This window comes from Enterococcus sp. DIV1224 (assembly GCF_050555455.1).
Classification (GTDB): domain Bacteria; phylum Bacillota; class Bacilli; order Lactobacillales; family Enterococcaceae; genus Enterococcus_B; species Enterococcus_B lactis.
On sequence record NZ_CP187859.1, the window covers coordinates 2,353,963 to 2,375,299 of the forward strand.

The window sequence follows — 21,337 nt, forward strand, 5'->3', positions numbered from 1 at the left end:
GCTTACTTTTGATGTTCGTGTTCTGCTAACAGCAAACTACCGATAATCCCACTTTCATTTGGCAGTCCCCAACGAACGATATATTCACTTACTTGAGGTGTTTCCATGTAGCCACCCATCAATTCAACAAATTGCTGACGGATTTTTTGAAGGAGATGATCCTGATTCATTACTCCGCCACCTAAAATAATCTTTTCAGGTGCTAACGTCAACGTATAGTTGATCAGTGCTTGAGCAATATAGAAAGCTTGAATATCCCAAATCGGATGATCTTGTGGCAGATCTTGCCCTTTGATCCCTATACGTGCCTCAATAGACGGACCTGCCGCTAATCCTTCTAAACAGTCTTTATGATAAGGACAAGTGCCTTCATATTGATCATCTGGATGGCGTTTTACCCAAATATGTCCCATTTCAGGATGTGCGATCCCTGAAAAAATTTCCTCATTGATCACGACGCCTGCGCCGATTCCTGTTCCCACGGTAAGGTAAATACAACTATTTTTTCCTTGTGCTGCCCCTTGCTTCAGCTCCCCGTATGCAGCCGCATTGACATCCGTCGTCCAAGCAACAGGAATATGGTAGCGTTTCCTGATTGTGCCGAGAAAATCAAATTGTGCCCATCCTTTTTTGGGAGTTGCCAAAACATATCCGTAATTATCTTTTGTTTGGTCGATACCAATCGGGCCGAATGAGCCGATCCCGATTCCCTTCAGTTCATAACGATCAAAAAATTCAAATACTTGATCCAATGTTTCTTCTGGTGTTGTGGTAGGGATACTTGTTTTTTCCAAAATCTCTCCACCTTCTGAAACCGCACACACAAATTTTGTTCCGCCTGCTTCTATTCCGCCATACATTTAGTTTTCCTCCTCGAATCCGATTGTCCGAATTTCATAAGGTTGGATTATCGGGACAACCGATTGCTGCGTTGGTTCTTCAAGCAGATTCAATATGACCGTTTTTCGATTGTCTTTAGTTATTTCTAATTTTTCCAAATGACTAGACATATTGAAACCTCTCACTACTACTTTATCACTAAACTTACTCCGTTTCAAAGCTGTAATTGCAAACGTTTCACTTTTTATCGTTAAATATTGTTGTTTTGATGCCAATGTTCCTTCATGATGTTTGATTTGTTGAGTGGAGAAAGGAATCTGTGCCGCGTATGCATGCAAATAAGTAGAGAATGTTTCTTCTGGTCCATGTAGTTCAACGCTATAATTGAACCGATGCTTACCTAAACACTGTGCTTCTGGTGTTGGAAAATACCCCCAATCTCCTAGTTCTCCCACACAGCGAAGTAGTGTCACCGCGATTTGTCCATCTGCTGTTACTTCATATTCATTCAAACCAAAGTTACCAACTGTTACACCGTACTGTTCATCATGAATATTGACAAATGCTTGCTGATGTTGCGGATTCGTGGGATTTTCCCAGCTCCTAGATACATGGTTTGGGCGCTTTACTACTTCAAAAATACTATCTGCTTCGTGATGTTCCACATGTAACTTTGTAGGAAACAAGACACGCAATCGATGATCTTTCATTTGATTGTCAAGAGTCGTTTCAAAGTCGATTTTTTTACTATCTTTTCTGACTGTCATGATCGTTTCTATTTGAAGGATCCGTTTTTCTTTAGATCGTTCTGCTTTACGATAACGAAATTCTACAACCATCCGTTGTTCTTTCTCTAAACGCTCGTCTGCAGAAACTGGGATCTCCATTTCCTGTAGAATACTTATTTTGGCTATTTCTGGTGTATCTACTAATACTTTTACTTCAGAGCCCTCTTGATTACTGGATAGGATTGGTTGATCATAGACAGGTTGCTTAAAGATATACTCGTTTCCTATATCACCGATATCTTCAAAAATATGCAGGTTATTCCATTTTCGTTTGTTTTTGCGATCTTCCATTGTAATGGTACCGTTTTTTTCAATCGTCAAACGCAGGTGGGCGTTTTCGACGATTCGTCCACTCTGACGGATCATTGTTTCCTTTTCTTCTGCTTTCGCTTCCCCTTCTACAAGCGCGAATGTTTCCCAAGAAAACGCTGGCATGTTTTTTATTGGTAAAGTTACCTTGATCGTTCTTGCCATATATGGCACACGGAAACGATCTTTCGGCAAATCATAACCAAATTGTACAGTTTCTTCAGATAAAATAGCTGGTATAGTGGCCCCGCTTTTTGTTTCTACGTGATACTTCCGTCTAGGCAACTGTTCTAACTCTTGATACAGATGTTCCGGTATTCCCTCAGCGAATCTTTTTCTTGCTAATTCGATGGTTATTTCTGCTTCGCCAGTTTTATCCATTCCTGCAGTATTTACAACGACAAATGGAAAGCTGTCTTTTGGAAATCCAGTTGTATCGATCGCTGTGGCCAGTTGTTCTAAAGAATCTTGTGCAAGATACTTTCCGACTTCATCTGCTTTTTCAAAACGAGGTATCATTTCCCGATGGACAGAATCAACTGAACAACCGCAAATACTGTCATGAGGATGATTTTGCATTAATGTCTTCCAAGCATAATCTAATTGATCGTGGGGATAAATCCCTGTAACTTCGTAAGCCATCGTCGCAAGTGGTTCCGTGATGTTTTCTAGCTGCCGTTGGACCTTGGTATTCCATTGTTTCAAATAAACGCGAGCAGATGCTGTATTGGCTAAAGTATACCAGCCATCCGTTTCTTGACTTGTCAATTCTCCTTCTACTGAACCTAAGTCTTCTGGCAACTCTTGTCGAACTGCTTCCAGATAGTCAGTAAAATTAGAATGGATGAACTCGTAATCTGGAAACAGCTCATTTGCGAGATGAATTGCTTTTGATATATCTTTTTGTACTGGTTGATGATCAACACCATTCATCATTAATAGATGATCAGTAGATGCATATTGTTCTGCATCTGCTAATTTCTGCTTCCAAAAGACACGAGCAGCTTCTTTTTCTACGGGAATCTCGTTCCCATTGCTATACCAATTGGCAAATAACAGACCAAAAATTTCTGTTTGATCAGGTCCTTTCCACCACATCTCTGAGTATTGAGAAGAATAGTTTTCTGCTTCCAGAACTTGATTGTCAAAGCCAATTGGTTTTACCCCACGGCCAAACGCCGCTGCTGAAATACCAGCTTGTTTCATTAATTGAGGCGTCTGTCCCATATTTCCAAATGTATCGGGAAAATACCCTAACATGACGGGGGTTCCCCATTTACGGCTTTCTTCCATGCCAATCAGCATATTTCTCACGTTTGATTCCGAACTGATCAGAAAATCATCTTGCAAGATATAAAATGGTCCGATTCTCAATTTTCCTTCATCAATAGCTCGTTGGAGTGCCTGTCTTTTTTCTGGTCTTACTTGAAGATAGTCATCTAAAATAATCGTTTGCCCATCCAAATGAAAACTGTTGAAGGACGGATCAACTTCAAATAGCTCTAATAAATCGTCTATCAATTCAATCAACCGCATGTGATGCTGTTCGTAAGCCATGTACCATTCACGATCCCAGTGGCTATGAGAAATGATATATACTTTCTTTTTCATTTACAGTACCTCCTATTTTTCTACTCGAATATCAAAGTAATCCATAACTAATTCGCAAAACATCATATTTGCCCAAGAAAACCATTCTCTCGTATAATTTTCAGGATTGTTCACATCAAATCCTTCGTGCATAAGATGTGTTCCTGCATCAGTTGCTACAAGCAAATTCAATAGCCGTTCTTTTTCAGATTTATCTGGTGTTGTCATTCCTTCCATAGCTAACGCAATCGGCCAAACATACTCTTTTGGCGTATGGGAAGAACCAATTCCTTTTGCGTACTTTCCTTCATAAAAATATGGATTCTCTTTACTCAACAATGTTCTTCTTGTTTGAAGATAATCTTCCTCTTGTTCCGAACAGTAACCCAAATAAGGTGCCGCGATCAAATTGGGCACATTGCTGTCATCCATGACCGTCGCGTTCCCCATTCCATCTACTTCGTATGCATAAATCGTTTGCCCTTTTTGATTAACCGTCCGTCCGTGATTTTGGATACCTTCTTGGATCTCTTTCTTCAATATTTGTGCTTTCTGTACAATTTCTTTATCATCGAGTATCGTTTGGAAAATTTCTTCCACATAACCTAACACGACCACCGCAAACATATTGGATGGTACCAGATATCCGTAACGGCAAGCATCATCGCTAGGACGGAACCCAGACCATGTCATACCTGTAAAAGTTGTTTTGGCTCCTCGTCCGTCATTGATCAGCGTATCTTCTTTTCTTGTCGTATCTCGTACAAATGTATAAGGAGAGTGTTCATGATCCTGCTCTGTTTCGAACACGCCTAAGATTTTTTTGATCCCTTCAATAAAAGTTGGGTTGAATTGGTCCGTTTTTCCTGTATTTTTGTAAAGAAGATAGGCCAACTGTATCGGGTAGCATAAAGAATCAATTTCATATTTTCTTTCCCAGATCCAATCGTTCATTTTTGTGTGATCTGTTTGGTGTCCTGCACCGTTCGCTTCTTCATTGAAGGCATTCGCATATGGATCGATGTTGATATAAAAAAATTGTTTTTTGACCAACCCACTAATCATGTCAGCTAGTTCCTCATCTTCTTTTGCAATCACTAAATAAGGACGAACTTGTGCAGTAGAATCTCGCAACCACATTGCAGGAATGTCTCCTGTCAATAGAAAAGTAGTACCGTCATTTTGCTTTTTGACTGTTGTCAATAGCGTGTTGGCAAATGCTGCTGTAAAATTCGTTGCCCAGTCCGCATGGGTTTTCCCGCATTTTTGTGTGATATCATCCATAAATTTTTGCACCGACTTTGGTATATCTTTATAAACCATACAAATCTCCTCTTTTCATTTGATATATCTTTAAAGATTATATCTCTTGCAGCATTTTATGTCTACGCTTTCAAAAAAAATAACTTTTTATTTACTTTTTCATCTATTATGGTATTATTTGAATATGATATATCATTAAGAGGTGTTTATATGAATCAACCATTGTACCAGACAATATTTAATGATTTGCAAACGGCTATTTTAACTGGTGAATTACCTGTGGATAGCCAACTACCAACTGAAAAGGAACTTTCCCATACTTATAAAGTAAGCAGAATCACTTCCAAACGTGCATTGACTGAATTAGAACAATTAGGGCTGATTTATCGCGTACGTGGGAAAGGCAGTTTTGTTAAATCATCTGCTCCGGAGCAGATGCTTCCTTCTCCTACAAAAACACGGCGGATTCTGTTTCTTCTTCCATATGTCGCTGATTTATCTGTTGGTGATTTTACCAAGGGATTGAATCCTGTGATGCAGGATAAACAGATGGATGTCATGATGACGACACATGATTTTTTACAAAATAAAACGGCAAAAGAACTCATCCATGAATTTGATGGATTAATTTATTATGCCTTTGATACAGAACAGCATCTTGACTTGCTTTTTGAGCTGTCATTAAAAGAATTCCCTGTCATCATATTGGATAAAAAAATCTATGAATTGCCTTTTCCTACCGTGCTTTCCGACAACTTCCAAGGTGGTGTGCTCGCTACTTCTCATTTGATCGAACAGGGACATTCAAAAATCGCTTATTTATTTGGTGCACAGACTCATCCACAATCCGTACGTCAGCGTTACCTTGGTTACCTTGAAGCATTGGACAAAGCTGGTTTAGCTTTCCACACTTCGCTGGATGACAAAAGCGCGACATTCGATGAATTGCTTTCTTATATCACTAAGTATGAAGTGACCGCTTTTGTTTGCGAAAACGATGTTGTCGCTATCCAGACGATGAATTTCTTGAGACAGCATGATTATCATGTTCCTGAAGATTTTTCAATCATCGGATTTGATGATATCCAAGCAGCTGCTCTTGTTGATCCACCGCTGACAACCATTGCACAAGATTTTGAACAGTTAGGCAAGCTTGCTGGAGAGGCTTTGATCACTTGGTTAGAGACAAACGAACGTCCTTCCGACAGCAAATTTCCAGTTTCATTTATCAAAAGACAATCAACAAAGGAGAAATAAAATGAATATCGGTCAAATAGATACTAGACATGGCACAGCTAATCAGCCAAATTTCTCTAACGGGAACTGCCAGCCTTACACTGGCGTTCCTTTTGGGATGAATTATTTTGCACCGCAAACGACCGATCAAAACGGCAGCTGGTGGTTTCATCCTGAGGATCGTGTTTTTCAAGGTTATCGACTTACCCATCAGCCAAGTCCTTGGATGGGCGATTTCAGTCATATGCTGCTCACGCCAATCAATGGTAAATTACAGGAAAATACCCTTTTTCATGCGCAAAGTTCTTACCGCCCAGAAGAAAGTATATTTTGTCCGACTCATCTGTCGATCCGTCAATTGCGTTATGGCATCCGCTCTACATTGATACCCAGTATGTATGGCGGAATCTTATCTATTGATTACAGCAGAAATGATAGCGGTTTACTTTTATCCTTTCCGGGACGTCATCAGCTCTTTGTTATAGATCCTTACACAGTGGAAGGAAAAATCACACATTTTGCTGGTTCAGAAGATCCTGATTTTTCTTTTTATTTCATATTGAGATTTGAATATCCTTTAACAACTGATGAGCTAGCTGTTTCCAACAAAAATAGCGATTCGATCCCGTTGTATTTTGAACAGACAAAAAAACAAACCATCCGATTCGGGACATCTTTTATCAGCCCGGAACAAGCAGCTTATAACTTGGAACTAGAACAAAACCAAAGCAAAGAGACTTACCTTGCTAACAGCCAGAAACAATGGCAATCCTATTTTGATCGTATACAGCTCACACACCATGATCAACAACAATTGCGGACGTTTTATCATAACTTCTATCGGGTGTTTTTATTTCCGCAAACATTTTATGAAATGGATCCTAGCGGGCAAAAAATCCACTATGATACGACTAGCCGATCTGTGAAACCTGGCGTTCTCTATACAAATAACGGGTTTTGGGATACGTATAAAACGGTTTATCCTCTTTATTCTTTGATTGCTGTAGAAAAGTACGAAGAAATGCTGGAAGGTTTCTTGAACAGCTATAGAGAAACTGGTTATTTGCCAAAATGGCTGTCTCCTGACGAACGTGGACTAATGCCTGGGACATTGATCGATGCGGTCGTTGCAGATGCTGCTGTGAAAGATATTCGGCCAGACTTGATGCAGGAATTTCTAACAGCAATGAAGAAAGGCGCTACAGTTCAAAGTAATCATTCAAATTATGGACGACAAGGGACAGAGGATTACTTGACATACGGCTATGTTCCTAATCACTACCATGAATCGGTCAATCATACGCTAGATTATGCTTATAGCGACTTTTGTATTAGTCGAGTTGCCAAAGTACTAGCAGAGGACGAAACGGTGAAAAAATATCAGCAACGATCATTGAACTATCAACATATTTTTGACTATGAGTCAGGATGGATGCGTTCCAAAGATAAAAATGGCAAATTCAGAGAACCATTTTCTGCTCATCGTTGGGGACAAGATTATGCAGAAGGCAGTGCTTGGCAAAGCAGCTTTGCTGTTTATCATGATTTTGCAGGGTTGATCGAAAAATATGGCAGCAGTGAGAGATTCAAAGAAAAACTCATTGATTTGTGCAATCAATCTCCGACATTTGAAACAGGAGGATATGGTTTTGAGATTCATGAAATGAGCGAGATGGCTGCGATAGAATTTGGGCAGTTAGCTATCTCCAATCAGCCAAGTTTTCATTACCCATACTTGTTCAGCTATATTGGACAACCCGAAATGGCACAGCCATTGCTTAAACAATTGATGACTCAAACTTTCGACGATTCTTCAACGGGTTACCCTGGAGATGAGGACAACGGAAGTATGGCTGCTTGGTATATCTTCAATAGTCTGGGATTCTATCCTGTCACACCAGGGACCGGTGAATATGTTATCGGTATGCCTTTAATGGACAAGGCTGTTGTGCTTTTGTCAAATGGAAAGGAATTGACGATTGAAACCACTCCTAATCGGCCACAACAGCAATTTATCCATAAAATCAAACGGATGGACAAAGAATATACGAAATTATATTTTACTCATCAAGATTTGCTGAAAGGCGGCAAGATCTCTTACCAATTAGGTATCGTCCCTCATCCTAAGAAGTATCGATCAAAAGATTTGCCTTTTTCCTTATCAAACGATAACTAACAAAAGGTTGTGAAAAAGCTGTCCTGCATCAAGTAATAAGAACAGCCAAACAAAAATAGCTCCTCCTATTTTCGTTTGGTTGGGCTTATTACCGCAGATGCAAACTTTTGAACATTGATTCATTCCATACGCTTCTTTTTTTAGGATTCTCCTCTTTTTTCCCGATACTCCTTAGGGGATCTGCCGACAATCTTCTTGAATAATTTAGAGAAATACGTGGTATTGTTGTAGCCAATCTCACTTGCTATTTCATTGACGTTTTGATTACTGTGCAAAAGCAGCTGCTTTGCTTTTTCCATACGTAAATGGTTCAAATAAGCTGAAAAACTTTTTTTCGTTTCTTTTTTGAACAACTGCCCTAAATACATGACATTTAAATGCAAACTTTCTGACACTTCTTTGAGTGTAAGTGGTTCTTGATAATGCTGATGCAGGATTTCGATTACTTTTTCTACATTGCCACTGTATTTTTTCTGTCTCTGGTGCTTTTGGACGAACGACAGAAGTAGCTGGTGGAGTTCTTGCACCGTTTTTGCCTGATGAATTTTTTCGATTCCTTGTAAATATTCCTCATCTTCTAGATCAATCAATTCCCGTTGAATCTCCATAAACAGTAAAAAGCTGGAGTACCGGATGTCTTCCGGCATCATGGCTGCTAACTGAAATTGCTCGAAAAAATCAGTGATCATTTTTTGGGCATCATCTAATCGTTTATTTTGCAACACACGTCTGAAACTTGAAAAATCGATGGTTTGCTCTTTTATTGTTGCTTGTATTGCGTAAAAAACATGCTCGTCTTTATCTCCATAAAATTGATGTAATTGTAGATTGTCTTTCGCTTGTTGGAATGTTTCAGGGATCTTGTCCAATGAATCTGTCTCTTCCCCGATACTGATCAGCCATTCCTGATCAGGGATGTTTTCTTGGACAAAACAGCAGAATCCATCAACTTCATCTGCCTCCAACAACAGCGTAATCAATATACGGTCTCCATAATTTCTTTGATAATAAAAGATTTGCTGGTGTTCTTTCAACCATGTATTGATAAGAGGATCATGAATTCTTGATAATTGGATCAATACTATTCTATGCTGTTTCTCACTGATTTGTCCTATTATTTCTTCTTCACTTGCTTCATCTAACTCTTCATTCAACCATTGACTGAATAATAGTTCCTGATAGATTTCTTGCTGATTTTTTTGTTCATTTTGCTGGTCTAACCGTGTTTTGATTTTCTTGAGGCTTTCAATCAATTCGAACTTATTCACGGGTTTCATCAAATAATTCACCGCACCTAATTGCATGCCTCCTTTCAAATAATCAAATTCTTGGTACCCGGACAAAATCATAAATTCAAAATTATGATGTTCTTTTTGAGCTGCTTCAATAAATTCCAGTCCGTTTATTTCTGGCATCGTCACGTCCGTTACCACTAGATCAATCCGTTGTTGTTCAAGGACAGATAGTCCTTCTTTGGCATTCTCCGCTGTTGCTACTATTTGGAACCCTAAACTTTTCCAATCAATTATCTTTTTTAACCCATTCAAAATCATATATTCATCATCTACCAATAACACCTGGTACATATTCACCCCTCCTTGAATGTAATAGAAACAGTCAGTCCACCTGTCTCATTATTCTCAAGCGACATGTAATAACTGCTGCCGAAGTTGGCACGTAAACGTTCATTCACGTTTTGCAGACCGATTGATTCGTGAAGTTCCACTTTGGGATGAGACAGTTTTTCTTCCACCTGTTTTAGCCGTTTTTCAGTCATCCCTCTTCCATTATCTTTGACGATGATCCTTACCCGCTTGTCTTCCTGTAAGACTTTGACACTTAGGGCATTATCAAATCGAGTAAAATCAATACCATGTTTAAAATAATTTTCAACTAATGGTTGAATCACAAATTTAGGTACTTCAATCTTTTCCAAATCAGGATCGATCATAAAATGATAGGCCACTCGATTAGGATAACGCATTTGATATAAATAGACATATTTTTCGCAAAAGTCCAATTCTTCTTTCAAAGTGATCGTCTTCTCTTGATTTGTGTTGTTTCGGAGCAAGGCAGAAAAAGCATATACAACATCTGCTAATTCTTCGCTTCCTTCGCTGATTGCATACATTCGGATATATTCTAATGTATTGTATAAAAAATGCGGATTAATCTGTGCTTGAAGCGCCCGCATATGTGCATCTTGCTGTTTGATTTCTAGTTTGTAGATGTCTTCGACAAATTGATTGATGCTATCCAACATTTCGTTGATACCGATCGAAAGTTCCTTTAGTTCATATTCCGTTTTTGTTGTATCAATCCGTGTTTCTAAATTTCCTGCTGCTGTTTGCTCCATTGCCTGCATGACGACGGATATTTGCTGTGAATATCGTTTGAATGTTTTATAAAGAAAGATAAGCAATATACTGTCTAAAACAATGATACCGACAATCAGAGGGGCAAGGTTTTTCCCCGTTTCGGTTTTTACGCTTTTTTTATCTAATACAGCTAATATTCGGTAATCATCCGACAGTTCTTGATGCTGAACAAAATTATTTTTTCTCAGATTAGCAATTGGCAATTGTGAATTTTTCTGAAGACTCTCTGAGATAATCGTTTCTTGTCTTCCAAATGTTTCTTTAGCTATTTTATTATCATGGAACGTATACAAGCGATTTGTCGTGCCAGAAATCATGTATAAAGAGAGTCCATTGAATGACGTTAGATTCTCTAAAATCGTATCTAGCTCTTTCTTTTGGAAACCGATAAAAATACTGCCTGACTCAGCTCCTCCTTGGGTGATAGGCAACTTGATATAAAAGGCGTCTAGTAATTTCGGCGTTCCGGCTTTTACTTCTCCGCCTTTGTTTTCTCTAGAGGATTCATAGTACTCCGGTAGCTGATTCAACACGATATATATCGCACTTAGTTCTTCATAATTTATATAAAGATCTTTGATTTGATTTGGGAAAGAAACTAATTCGTCGGTACTGTTTTGCTGCTCATATACATACATCAAATACTGATCTATGGGTTTTGTTAAGTAGGTAGTGACATTTTCGATTTTTTCGGAATCACCTACAAGCTGGTTTTTAATGATCCTACTCAAAGTTGTTTTGTCATTCAGCATTCTGCTTGTACTTTGAACGGCATCACTTGTCATGTTTTCTGCCTGCTTTTGGTTTTGATCCCACGTATGGACACTAAAAATAACAGTAGCAGTCATCGTTACACCAATCATGATAACCGCATATTTCCGTAATAGCCGATTCAGTAAGGTTCCTTTTGAAAATAGAATCCGGATTTTATTCATAACTTTCCAACTGTTTATCTAACTCTTCACGCCACTGTTTCGTCATCGTACCATTCCAAACCGTCAAAAGACCAATGACACCAAATAAAATCAATCCTTTGAATTGCCAAGTCACAGCTATAATTACACTGCTACCAATAATTATTTTTAGAAAAGACGAAAAGCTGGAAAAAAACGAAATAAAACTCAGCTTTAGCAGATTAGGAACAGAGATCGTATATTCACTGTCTAAAATCATACTGTATTGATAAGTAGCAAATAGGCAAAACAAGGCAAAAAGCAAAATAAAATCAATAGCTAAAAAAATGAGCCCTTTGATTTGAACAGATAGATATAGATTGTAGCTCAATAAAGCAGTACTAGATAAAAATAAACTAAATAGCAGATTTCCTCTTAAAAAATTTCTTTTATATATATTCCAGCCTCTTTTTAACGTGATTTCTTTATACTCGAATCCATGTAAATAAAATAACTCATTGACTGTTTTCCATGCCGTACCTAATCCAAAGATGATTCCGCCGACAAACGTGTATATCCAGAAATATAAGGTTAGTTTTATAACGACCCAGATCCGGATAAACAACTCTTCCAAAACCTTCCCTAACATATCTTCTCCTCCAAACATTAAGTTTATACTTTCTCATTATACAAAAAAAGGTTGGGCAATCAGCACCATGACCTGAGTATTAAAGGTTGTAAAAGAGCTGCCCTGCATCAAGTAATAAGAACAGCCGAACAAAAATAGCTCTCTACGTTTTTCGTTCGGTTGGGCTGATTGCCGCAGATACAAGGTTTTGAACACCATTCATTCGGAACAAGAGGTTGCGACACGTTTTTGTCACAACCTCTTTGTCTTTATTCATTATTGTTCTTGTCGAAACTCGTCATATTGTTTTTGCATTTCTTTCAATACCTTGTCATAACCAGCTTTATCTAAAGCTTCTTTTAATTTCGGCAATGTTTCATCTGGATCAACAGTTCCTGTATTCAATCCATCCAAATACTGGTTCATGACATTTGAAATATTACTTAATTCTGTTTTTACATTGTCCGTGTTGAAGCTGAACCCTAAAATCGGTGAAGTTTCTGCTTCAGCAATCGATTGGTCGCGGTTGGCAATCATGTCATCCGTAATGGACTCTTGTGTATATAGAATCTTATTGTTTCCTGTATTCCAAGCAGACATATGTGTGTTTGGCTGATAACCATCTAGCAATTTGATTTTATCCTCTGAACCATCGACTTTTTCCCATGCTTCTCCTTCGATTCCCCAAACAAGTCCATTCAATAATTCTGGATCACTGTTAAGTAGGCCTAGAAGTTCTACTGATTTTTCTTTATTTTTTGAAGTATTGGATACGACAAAATTTGCCATTTGTGCTTGAGCTGTAGATTTCAATGGAACAGTAATTGCTTTTGAAACTAGTTCTTGTTTTGCTGCATTTGTCAAAATCGTATCGCCATAATCATAGGGTCCTTGTGTTTCTCCACGCATCAGCCAAGTATTTCCTTCTAGTGGATAGTCCTTATTGCTCGTTGCAGCGTCACTTGGAATGAGTCCTTGTTTGTACCAGCTATGCATCGTACGCAACAGTCCGATATACGTTTCATTGTCGTATTGGTTGATGATTTTTGAATCATCTCCATCCAGATCAATAGCAAATGGTAAAGTGTTCCCTAAAGGATAGTCAAAGTTTCCTTGGACTTTGAATCCTTGTCCAATGGCAAAAGCGGCCGTGTTTGGTTCTTTTTCATGGAATTCCTTCAAAACTTTTTCTGCATCAGCGTAAGATTGGATTCCATCAATTGAAAGATCATATTTATCTAGTAAAGCTTTGTTAAAAGTAAGTACTTGTTGAGCAAAGACATTTCCATTTACTGGAAAGGCATATAATTTCCCATTCACCAAATTTCCTTTGATATAAGCTTCATCTAAATCATTATACGCTTTTTCAGCATACTTAGGCGCTAATTCAGTCAAATCAGCAAAGGCTCCTTTTTGAGCATTGGAAACATAGTTGTTCGCAAAGGCGATATCGTAATTTTCTCCGGAAGAAATGATGACGTTCATTTTCTTTTCGTAATCGCCCCAACCAATGTAATTGATATTGACTTTTGCACCAATCTCTTTTTCGATTCGTTTGTTTGCCACTTCCATCAATTGATCGAAATTATCCGGTTTATCACCGATTTGATACATCTGCAAAGTGTCCGAATCACTAGCTTCTGCTTGCTCTTTAGAACCAGAACCTCCGCATGCCGCTAATGTACCTACCAATAATGCTGAAACACCTGTAAAGGCTAGTTTCTTCCATAACTTCATTTTTCTTCCTCCTAGTTTTATGATTTTTATATTTTTTTATTCTTTTACTCCACCGATCGTTAGACCTTTGACAAAATGTTTCTGGAAAAATGGATAGCTGATCGCAATAGGCAACGTAGAGATAACTACGATCGCCATTCTGGCGGATTCTCCTGGAACTGAAGCTAGCCCACCTGTCAATTGGCTTCCTGCTCCTGAATTTTGCGTCAGATATTGAATATTACTTTGGATTTTCATCAAAAGATACTGTAGTGGAACCAGCTTATCATCTTGAATGTATAGTAAAGCATTGAACCAGTCATTCCAGTAGCCCAATGCGGCAAATAAGCTGATTGTCGCGATACCAGGAACAGCTAACGGTAAAACGATTTGAACGAATATTCGAAGTTCGCTAGCTCCGTCGATCCGCGCCGATTCAATAATCGAATCAGAGACCGAACGTTTAAAGAATGTGCGCATCACAATAATATTGAAGGGGCTGACAGCCATTGGCAAGATCAATGCCCAAATCGTATCTTTTAACTGGAGAAGATTTGTCATAACAAGATAATTGGCTACCATTCCTGGTGAGAACAACATCGTAATCAAACAAAAAACGGTAAAAAAACGACGGAATGGAAAGTTTGACCGCGAAATCGCAAAAGCATATAAAGAAGTAGCCGTGCTATTGATCAGGGTACCTAAAACAGTAACAAGTACAGTGACGAAAAGCGCTTGCAAAATTTTATCCTGCATCTGGTCGAATAAATACGTATAACCAAATAGACTGAATTTTTCTGGCCAAAAACTGTACCCGTGCGTCGACAATATGGACTCATCGGTAACAGAGATGGCAATAACAAATATGAATGGCAAAACACAGGAAATAGCAAAGAGTGCAATCATTATATTAGAGAAAAAATTGGTCGTCTTATTGAAAGAACGGACTTGGACTCTCTCCACTTTCTTTTTTTTCATTTTTTTCCTCCTTAGAATAATGCAGAATCGCTATCAAAACGACGGGCGACCGTATTTGTGATCATCAATAAGACAAAACCGACAACTGATTGATAAAGGCCTGCAGCAGCCGTCATACCAAAATCTCCTGTGGATGTCAGCCCATTGTAGATATACGTATCCAAAACTTGAGTCACATCGTACAATGCACCGGAATTCCTAGGAATGTTATAAAACAGGCCAAAATCAGCTCGAAAAATGTTTCCTACGGCTAAAATCGTTAAAATCGTCATCAATGGAATCAGTTGTGGTATAGTCACATGTTTGATTTGCTGCCATTTGCTAGCTCCATCAACCATAGCAGCTTCATAATAAGTCGGATCGATTCCCATAACAGATGCAAAGTAAATGATGCTGTTATAACCAATCCCTTTCCATGTACCGATGAATACTAAGATAAATGGCCAATATTTCGGTTCATTATACCAATTGACAGCTTCTCCTCCGTGTCCAGTAATCCACTGGTTGAATATTCCTTTGTCGGGACTTAAAAAGGCGTAAACGAAGTAACTGATAATGACCCAAGATAGAAAATAAGGGAGCAACGACATCGTTTGATAAACTTTAACAAGTCGTTTATTTCTCAACTCGCTCATAATGACTGCAAATACGACTGAAATGAACAGATTTAAAAGGATAAATGTCACATTATATAAAATTGTATTTTTAGTGATGAGAAATGCTTGGTCCGAAGAAAATAAAAATTTGAAATTTTCCCAACCCACCCAAGGACTTTCCCTCAGGCTAGCCAGGAACCCATCTGCTGAAATATGAAAATTTTTGAATGCTACGACATTCGCCATTACAGGTATGTAAAAGAAAAAAATCATCCAAAGCATACCCGGTACAGCCATCAGGACAAGTGCTTTATAACGCCATAGATTCATAAAAAAATGATTGAACCCCTTTCGTTTTTTCATCTAAAAACCCCTTTCGATTCATTCGCAACGTTATTATAGCGCTTTCAATAATGAGAATAAATAAACAAAGTATAGGGAAAATGAAACAAAGTATAGGAGAGGTTGTGAAATCAGCGTTTTGTCCTGAGTATTAGACAGATCGTGACCTTGCTATCTAACTCCGAGTCACAACGAGCAATGGGGACTGTGACAAAAGTCTTGTCACAGTCCCTTCTTCCGAACAAACGGTGTTCCAGAAGTAGCTTCTACGGAAATAAGCCGAAATTTCACAAAAAAGCCATCCAAAAGTCAGACGGATAAGTCTGCTTTTCAGATGGCGCTACAACTACACTGCTTATTCTTTTAGCTGTCCATTCACTTATTTTTCTCTCACTTGTTCTAGCTCTTCTTTGGTCATGGGGCGATACTGCCCTCTATTCAAATCTTTAGGAAGACAAAAATTCCCCATACGGATTCTTTTTAAATATAAGACTTCTTTTCCTACTGCTTTGACCATTCGCTTGACTTGGTGAAACTTCCCTTCATGCAAAATCAGACGGATAATTGAAGTTTCTGACTCTTGATCTACTTGATCGATTTGGAGTTTTGCCGGCAATGTCTGCTCATCACCATCAATAATCAGTCCTTCTGCAAATAAACGGATATCTTCTTCTGTCATTATGCCGTTAACCTCAGCTAGATATTCTTTCTCCACGTGTTTTTTTGGTGATAATAACTGATGGGCAAATACCCCATCATTCGTTAAAATCAGGAGGCCTTCCGTGTCTTTATCCAATCGGCCAACTGGAAAAAGATCTTCCCGATAATCTTGATCTTCCAACAAATCGATTACGGTTTGATCATGATTATCCTGAGTAGCAGAAATGACTCCTGCAGGTTTATGCAAAATATAATAAAAATCTTTTTGATACGCAATGATTTCTCCTAAATAAGTAACCGTATCTTCAAACTCGTTTACTTGCGCTTTATCGCTTTTGACCACTTGTCCATTGACTTCAATCGTTCCTTTTTTGATCAATCCTTTGACTTCTTTGCGGCTACCAAGTCCCATATCTGCTAAAAATTTATCTAAACGCATGCGTTTCCCCCATTTCAAAAGAGCATTGATTCTGCTCTTCCCATTCACTTATTTTATTTTTAATTTGTGTCGTAAACGCGCTATTCCTGGTCCTAGTAGTCTTTCTGCCAAACGGATTTTCAAAGCTAAATAACCGTACACCAATGCCCCTATACCTGCTACTGCAAGAATCAATAATAGAGACTGGAATTTGCTATCTTCATTTAAGAAAGTCCCAAAAATCATCTTTGTGATCCACGAAGCAAAAAGCATAATCAAGGTAAGAATAAAGATCAGTAATGTCCTACGCCAGACAAAACTTGGTTTAAAGCGAGCTACTTCATGGATCCTCTTTAAGATCAAGGTACAAGACACAGCAAACCCGAGCATTGTCGCTAATAAAGGGCCATACACTTCAAATAAACGAATGGCTGGATATTGAAGAAGTAGTTTCACCAGAAACCCAACAACCAAATAATTGATTGCCGCCCTGTTTTCAAACATTCCTTGCAGCATGTTGGAAACTAGCATATATAACCCTAAGAAGAGTCCTACAAAACTTGCTTGGATCAGTACATTGCTTCCTAGAGAATCTGGTGTATAAAATAATGTGTTGAGCGGATAGGCAAGTAACATGACACCAAATGTCGCTGGAAACATAAAAAATGAAAACAGTTGTAAATTTCCGCTCGTCAATTTTGCCAGTCCTACTCGATCTTTCAACGTAACAGCTTCTGTAATCAACGGTAACCCGGTAGACGCGATCGATGTTGCCAATGCGATAACTACCATTGTCAATTTATCTGGATTGGCACTAAAAATCGAAAAAAGATCTAGCAACTGTGCATTGGAATATTCAGTGGATGCAGACATGACCCTCATAAAAGTGAATTGATCGACTAATTTGAAGATTGTTACCCCTGAACCAACGATAATAAACGGTATTGCTTCTTTAATGGTATCTAACAACAATTCCTTCGTTGCAATATTTACTTTGTTTTCGCTGTAGTGGATAAATGCAGATGTATACGCTTGATGTTTCTTCAAAAAATACAAAAGGACAAGGATACTTGCTAGCATACCGATAAATGCCGCGAAAGTTGATTGCGTGACCGCCGTCACATAATCGCCATTCATGACTTTCATGATGATGAATGTAGCCAACAGCATATAAAAAATACGTGCAACTTGTTCAACGATCTGCGACAGCGCATAAGGCATCATCTCTTGGTTCCCTTGAAAATACCCTCGTATCACACTCATACAAGGAAAAACCAATACAGCGATACTCAAAGAGCGCATCGTTGGAATCAGTTCTTCTCCGCCACCAGAAGCATGAGCTAGCCAAGGAGAGGCGATGTACATGAACAAAGCGAACAACAGACCTAACCCGCCCATCATCTGTAATGCCCGGATGAACAATCGTCGTGAAGTGCCATATTCATTCAACGAATTATATCGCGCGGTTTGTTTTGCGATCGCCGCGGGTATTCCTGCTGTAGAGATCAGTAGAAACAATGCATATATATTGTACCCCATATTGAATAATCCATTGGCAGCCTTAGCATTTTCGCCCATCCAAGCATACCAAGGAATGATATAGACAGCTCCTAGCAACCTTGAAATGATATTACTGGCGGTCATCCAAGCAGAGCCTCGTGCCATTTTTTCTTGCGGTGATAATTGATCTAATGCTGGTTTTCTTTGATTATCCATCGGTCAGATTCCAACTTTCTACAAAACATTACTATCATTTTAATTGGTAAAACAGAAACTGGCAATCGATTTTATATAACTTTTATAAGAACGATTGTTTTTTTGAATTCGGTTTCGTTTTTTTGGTAAAGTAAAGAAATATACAGCCTTTTATGGCTAACATTTATAGGAGATATCAATGACACAAGAAATAAAAAAACTACCCGTTATATTTTTAGGTCTTTTCTTTATCACAGTTGGATTGAATTGGTTCTTGCTCCCTCATGATATAGCTTCCGCCGGAGTGGGCGCAATCGGACATTTAGTTGAAACGGCCTTTTCTATCCAACGCTCAGTTACTGTTTGGAGCATCAATCTTATGATGCTGCTTCTAGCCGCTGTTCTATTAGGAAAATCAATATTTTTTAAAACTGTAGCGGGAAGTCTGCTTTTTCCTGTTGTTTTAGAAATCGTTCCAAAAGTGGAAATGCTCTCCTCTCATTTCTTCTCACTGATTTCAGGAAGTCTTTTGTTCAGTCTTGGCGTTTACACATTGTACACCGTCGGAGCCTCAAATGGCGGGATAACGATACCGCCAATTATTTTTCACAAATTTTTTCGGCTTCCAATGCCGCAAGGACTGTTACTTACGAATAGCCTTATCATCTTTTTGAATTATTATGTATTTGGATGGTTGGAGACACTGTTCGTTCTCCTATCTATTACAGTCAGTTCATTGTTTATGAAAATACTCATCCGCTTGTCCCCTGTGTCAAGAAAATTTGAATAAAGCTGGATTTTGTCACAGCGGAATCAAACGATATATATCAAACGATATATTGAAAAGAGTGTGCTATAATAAATCAAGAAATTGAATGAAGCGAGGGATCAATCAATGAGCTTCTCTTTAGAAGACATCCGTCATTTACTATTAAAAGAACATCTATTAAAAGAATTTGTTTCAACAAAAGGCTGGCATCTTGATGTACCAGAAAAAGCTGAATTTCTTCAGTTAAGTTATGATTCAAGAAAAGCTGATGCTTCTACTCTGTTTTTCTGTAAAGGAATGAATTTCAAAGAAGAATATTTGGATTCAGCGATCGAACAAGGTATCCAATATTATGTATCAGAGCAGCCATATGAAAATTCAGCAGTAGGCATCATTGTGACGGATATTCGTAAAGCAATGGCACTTCTTGCTATGGCCTTTTACGACTATCCACAAAATAAATTGAAAGTGATTGGATTCACTGGAACAAAAGGTAAAACAACTGCTGCGTACTTTACTAAAGCAATCTTGGATCACACAACGAATAAAAAAACTGCATTGCTTTCTACGATGAATACAACGCTAGATGGCAAAACGTATTTCAAATCCCATTTAACAACGCCTGAGTCATTAGATTTATATCGTATGATGGCAGAAGCAGTTAAAAATGGTATGACTCATCTAGTGATGGAAGTTTCTTCCCAAGCTTACAAAACACAACGTGTGTACGGGTTGACTTTAGATGTAGGAATCTTCTTGAATATCTCGCCTGACCATATCAGTCCGATCGAACATCCGACATTTGATGACTATTTCTATTGCAAGCGTCAATTGATCTTAAACTCAAAAACAGTTGTTTTGAATCACGAAAGTGACTATTTTGATTTGCTTAAAGAAACCGCCGATCTATTCCAGATCCCAACGATCACTTATGGTCGTTCGGAAGAAAGCAATTATCAAGTGATTCATTCAGACAAAGGTACCCACGGGTTTACTTTATCTTCTCGTCAAGATCACTTAGCTATCTGCGATACTGCTTATGATATTTTGCTGGCCGGAGGATTCAATCAAGAAAATGCAGCCAGTGCGATCATTGCCGCAGCACTAACAGGTGCCTCCAGTCAAGATGCACAAGCCGGATTAAAAGAAGCTCGTGTACCAGGCCGAATGGATCAATTGATCCAATCAAATGGGGCGCATGTCTATGTGGACTACGCACATAATTATCTAAGTTTGAAAACATTGCTGGAATTTGCCAAAAATGAACATCCAGACGGTCGTGTAATTGTTGTATTAGGCAGCCCAGGGAACAAAGCAATCTCCCGTCGACATGATTTTGGAAAAGTGCTATCAGAAACAGCTGACGTTGCCTTTTTGACGGCAGATGACCCAGCATTTGAAGATCCGCAAAAAATCGCGGAAGAAATCAATGAAGCAATTACTAATCCAGAATTGATCGTTCATTATGAAATGGACCGTCCTGAAGCGATTCGGCGTGCTTTAGCAGAAAGTACTCCGCAGGATTCAGTCGTCATTGCGGGAAAAGGGGTTGATCCCTATCAAAAAATCAATGGTGTAGATGAACCTTACGAAGGGGATTATGCAATCGTGAAGCGGTTGATTGAAGAATAATGTTATTTATATTCTAGTAGACGGGACGCCATGAAAAGAAAACTTTTCATAGCGTCCCGTCTATGGAATTATCAAGAAAAGTTGCCGGAACTACAATAATTTTTATTGTTTCTTTATCATGCCTCTTAAAGATAGCGCTTTTATTTGTTTTGATTACTGGCTCTTCTATCGTTGCTTTTAGTTTATTATTCCTGTCTTTTCAATAATATAAAAGTGGTTATTATGAAAAAATTTTTCAACTTAGCTAACGGTATCTTTTTTCTGTCATTTTTCTAACTTTGAATTTGCAAAGTGGCAAAATGGGGGCCGTTATTTTCAGAAATCTCCATTTGCCAGTTGATGCATCGATTGTTGGATGGTTACTGCTACTTTTTTCTTACTTGATGAGTCGGAAGCATCAGACTAAGTTTTTCGCGCGCTTAGGCGGAAG

At 38.5% G+C, this 21,337-nt stretch carries 15 protein-coding genes; 4 read left to right on the plus strand and 11 right to left on the minus strand.

Annotated features, from left to right (window positions below):
• Window positions 1–2: 2 nt before the first annotated feature.
• Genes IGK53_RS11570 through IGK53_RS11580 form a run of 3 tightly spaced genes read right to left on the minus strand, consistent with a single transcriptional unit; the run spans window position 3 to window position 4,850 of the window.
• On the minus strand, window positions 3–860 hold the full coding sequence (locus tag IGK53_RS11570) for an ROK family protein (protein ID WP_002329928.1): 858 nt from the start codon (window positions 858–860) through the stop codon (window positions 3–5).
• The gene (locus IGK53_RS11575; RefSeq protein ID WP_002329927.1) at window positions 861–3,548 is read right to left on the minus strand and encodes an alpha-mannosidase; all 2,688 of its coding nucleotides are present in this window, start codon (window positions 3,546–3,548) and stop codon (window positions 861–863) included. It abuts the gene before it with no gap.
• A 12-nt stretch (window positions 3,549–3,560) separates the two neighbouring features.
• Window positions 3,561–4,850: a glycoside hydrolase family 125 protein gene (locus IGK53_RS11580; protein ID WP_002290952.1), complete on the minus strand. Its 1,290-nt coding sequence runs from the start codon at window positions 4,848–4,850 to the stop codon at window positions 3,561–3,563.
• A gap of 150 nt (window positions 4,851–5,000) precedes the next feature.
• On the opposite strand from IGK53_RS11580, the gene IGK53_RS11585 reads away from it, so the two are divergent.
• Both IGK53_RS11585 and IGK53_RS11590 read left to right on the plus strand, forming a co-directional pair.
• Window positions 5,001–6,047 (plus strand): GntR family transcriptional regulator, encoded by a 1,047-nt coding sequence (locus IGK53_RS11585; RefSeq protein ID WP_002290950.1) that lies wholly within the window; start codon window positions 5,001–5,003, stop codon window positions 6,045–6,047.
• Window position 6,048: 1 nt separating this feature from the next.
• Window positions 6,049–8,202 (plus strand): GH92 family glycosyl hydrolase, encoded by a 2,154-nt coding sequence (locus IGK53_RS11590; protein WP_002290949.1) that lies wholly within the window; start codon window positions 6,049–6,051, stop codon window positions 8,200–8,202.
• Window positions 8,203–8,342: 140 nt separating this feature from the next.
• On the opposite strand, the gene IGK53_RS11595 is transcribed toward IGK53_RS11590, so the two are convergent.
• The 8 genes from IGK53_RS11595 to IGK53_RS11630 all read right to left on the minus strand — a co-directional run bounded on the left by IGK53_RS11595 (window position 8,343) and on the right by IGK53_RS11630 (window position 18,527).
• Window positions 8,343–9,788 carry a response regulator transcription factor gene (locus IGK53_RS11595; protein ID WP_002292279.1) on the minus strand — a complete coding sequence of 482 codons (1,446 nt, stop codon included), beginning with the start codon at window positions 9,786–9,788 and terminating at the stop codon, window positions 8,343–8,345.
• Between the two features lie 2 nt (window positions 9,789–9,790).
• The gene (locus tag IGK53_RS11600) at window positions 9,791–11,515 is read right to left on the minus strand and encodes a sensor histidine kinase (protein WP_002292278.1); all 1,725 of its coding nucleotides are present in this window, start codon (window positions 11,513–11,515) and stop codon (window positions 9,791–9,793) included.
• Window positions 11,508–12,122 (minus strand): YesL family protein, encoded by a 615-nt coding sequence (locus IGK53_RS11605; RefSeq protein WP_002329925.1) that lies wholly within the window; start codon window positions 12,120–12,122, stop codon window positions 11,508–11,510. The genes IGK53_RS11600 and IGK53_RS11605 overlap by 8 nt, the downstream gene beginning before the upstream one ends.
• 255 nt (window positions 12,123–12,377) lie before the next feature.
• Complete coding sequence (locus tag IGK53_RS11610) at window positions 12,378–13,838, minus strand: ABC transporter substrate-binding protein (protein ID WP_002329924.1); 1,461 nt, start codon at window positions 13,836–13,838, stop codon at window positions 12,378–12,380.
• Between the two features lie 36 nt (window positions 13,839–13,874).
• Window positions 13,875–14,795 (minus strand): carbohydrate ABC transporter permease, encoded by a 921-nt coding sequence (locus tag IGK53_RS11615; protein WP_002329923.1) that lies wholly within the window; start codon window positions 14,793–14,795, stop codon window positions 13,875–13,877.
• Between the two features lie 11 nt (window positions 14,796–14,806).
• Window positions 14,807–15,754, minus strand: coding sequence for an ABC transporter permease (locus tag IGK53_RS11620; RefSeq protein ID WP_002292271.1), 948 nt, complete (start codon window positions 15,752–15,754; stop codon window positions 14,807–14,809).
• Between the two features lie 358 nt (window positions 15,755–16,112).
• Window positions 16,113–16,832, minus strand: a complete 720-nt coding sequence (locus IGK53_RS11625; RefSeq protein ID WP_002292270.1) for a pseudouridine synthase — start codon at window positions 16,830–16,832, stop codon at window positions 16,113–16,115.
• 48 nt (window positions 16,833–16,880) lie between these two features.
• On the minus strand, window positions 16,881–18,527 hold the full coding sequence (locus tag IGK53_RS11630) for a putative polysaccharide biosynthesis protein (RefSeq protein ID WP_002292269.1): 1,647 nt from the start codon (window positions 18,525–18,527) through the stop codon (window positions 16,881–16,883).
• A gap of 178 nt (window positions 18,528–18,705) precedes the next feature.
• Between IGK53_RS11630 and IGK53_RS11635 the strand changes: the two genes are divergently transcribed.
• Window positions 18,706–19,296 (plus strand): YitT family protein, encoded by a 591-nt coding sequence (locus IGK53_RS11635; RefSeq protein ID WP_002292268.1) that lies wholly within the window; start codon window positions 18,706–18,708, stop codon window positions 19,294–19,296.
• A gap of 105 nt (window positions 19,297–19,401) precedes the next feature.
• On the plus strand, window positions 19,402–20,907 hold the full coding sequence (locus IGK53_RS11640; RefSeq protein ID WP_002292267.1) for a UDP-N-acetylmuramoyl-L-alanyl-D-glutamate--L-lysine ligase: 1,506 nt from the start codon (window positions 19,402–19,404) through the stop codon (window positions 20,905–20,907).
• Window positions 20,908–21,337: the final 430 nt, after the last annotated feature.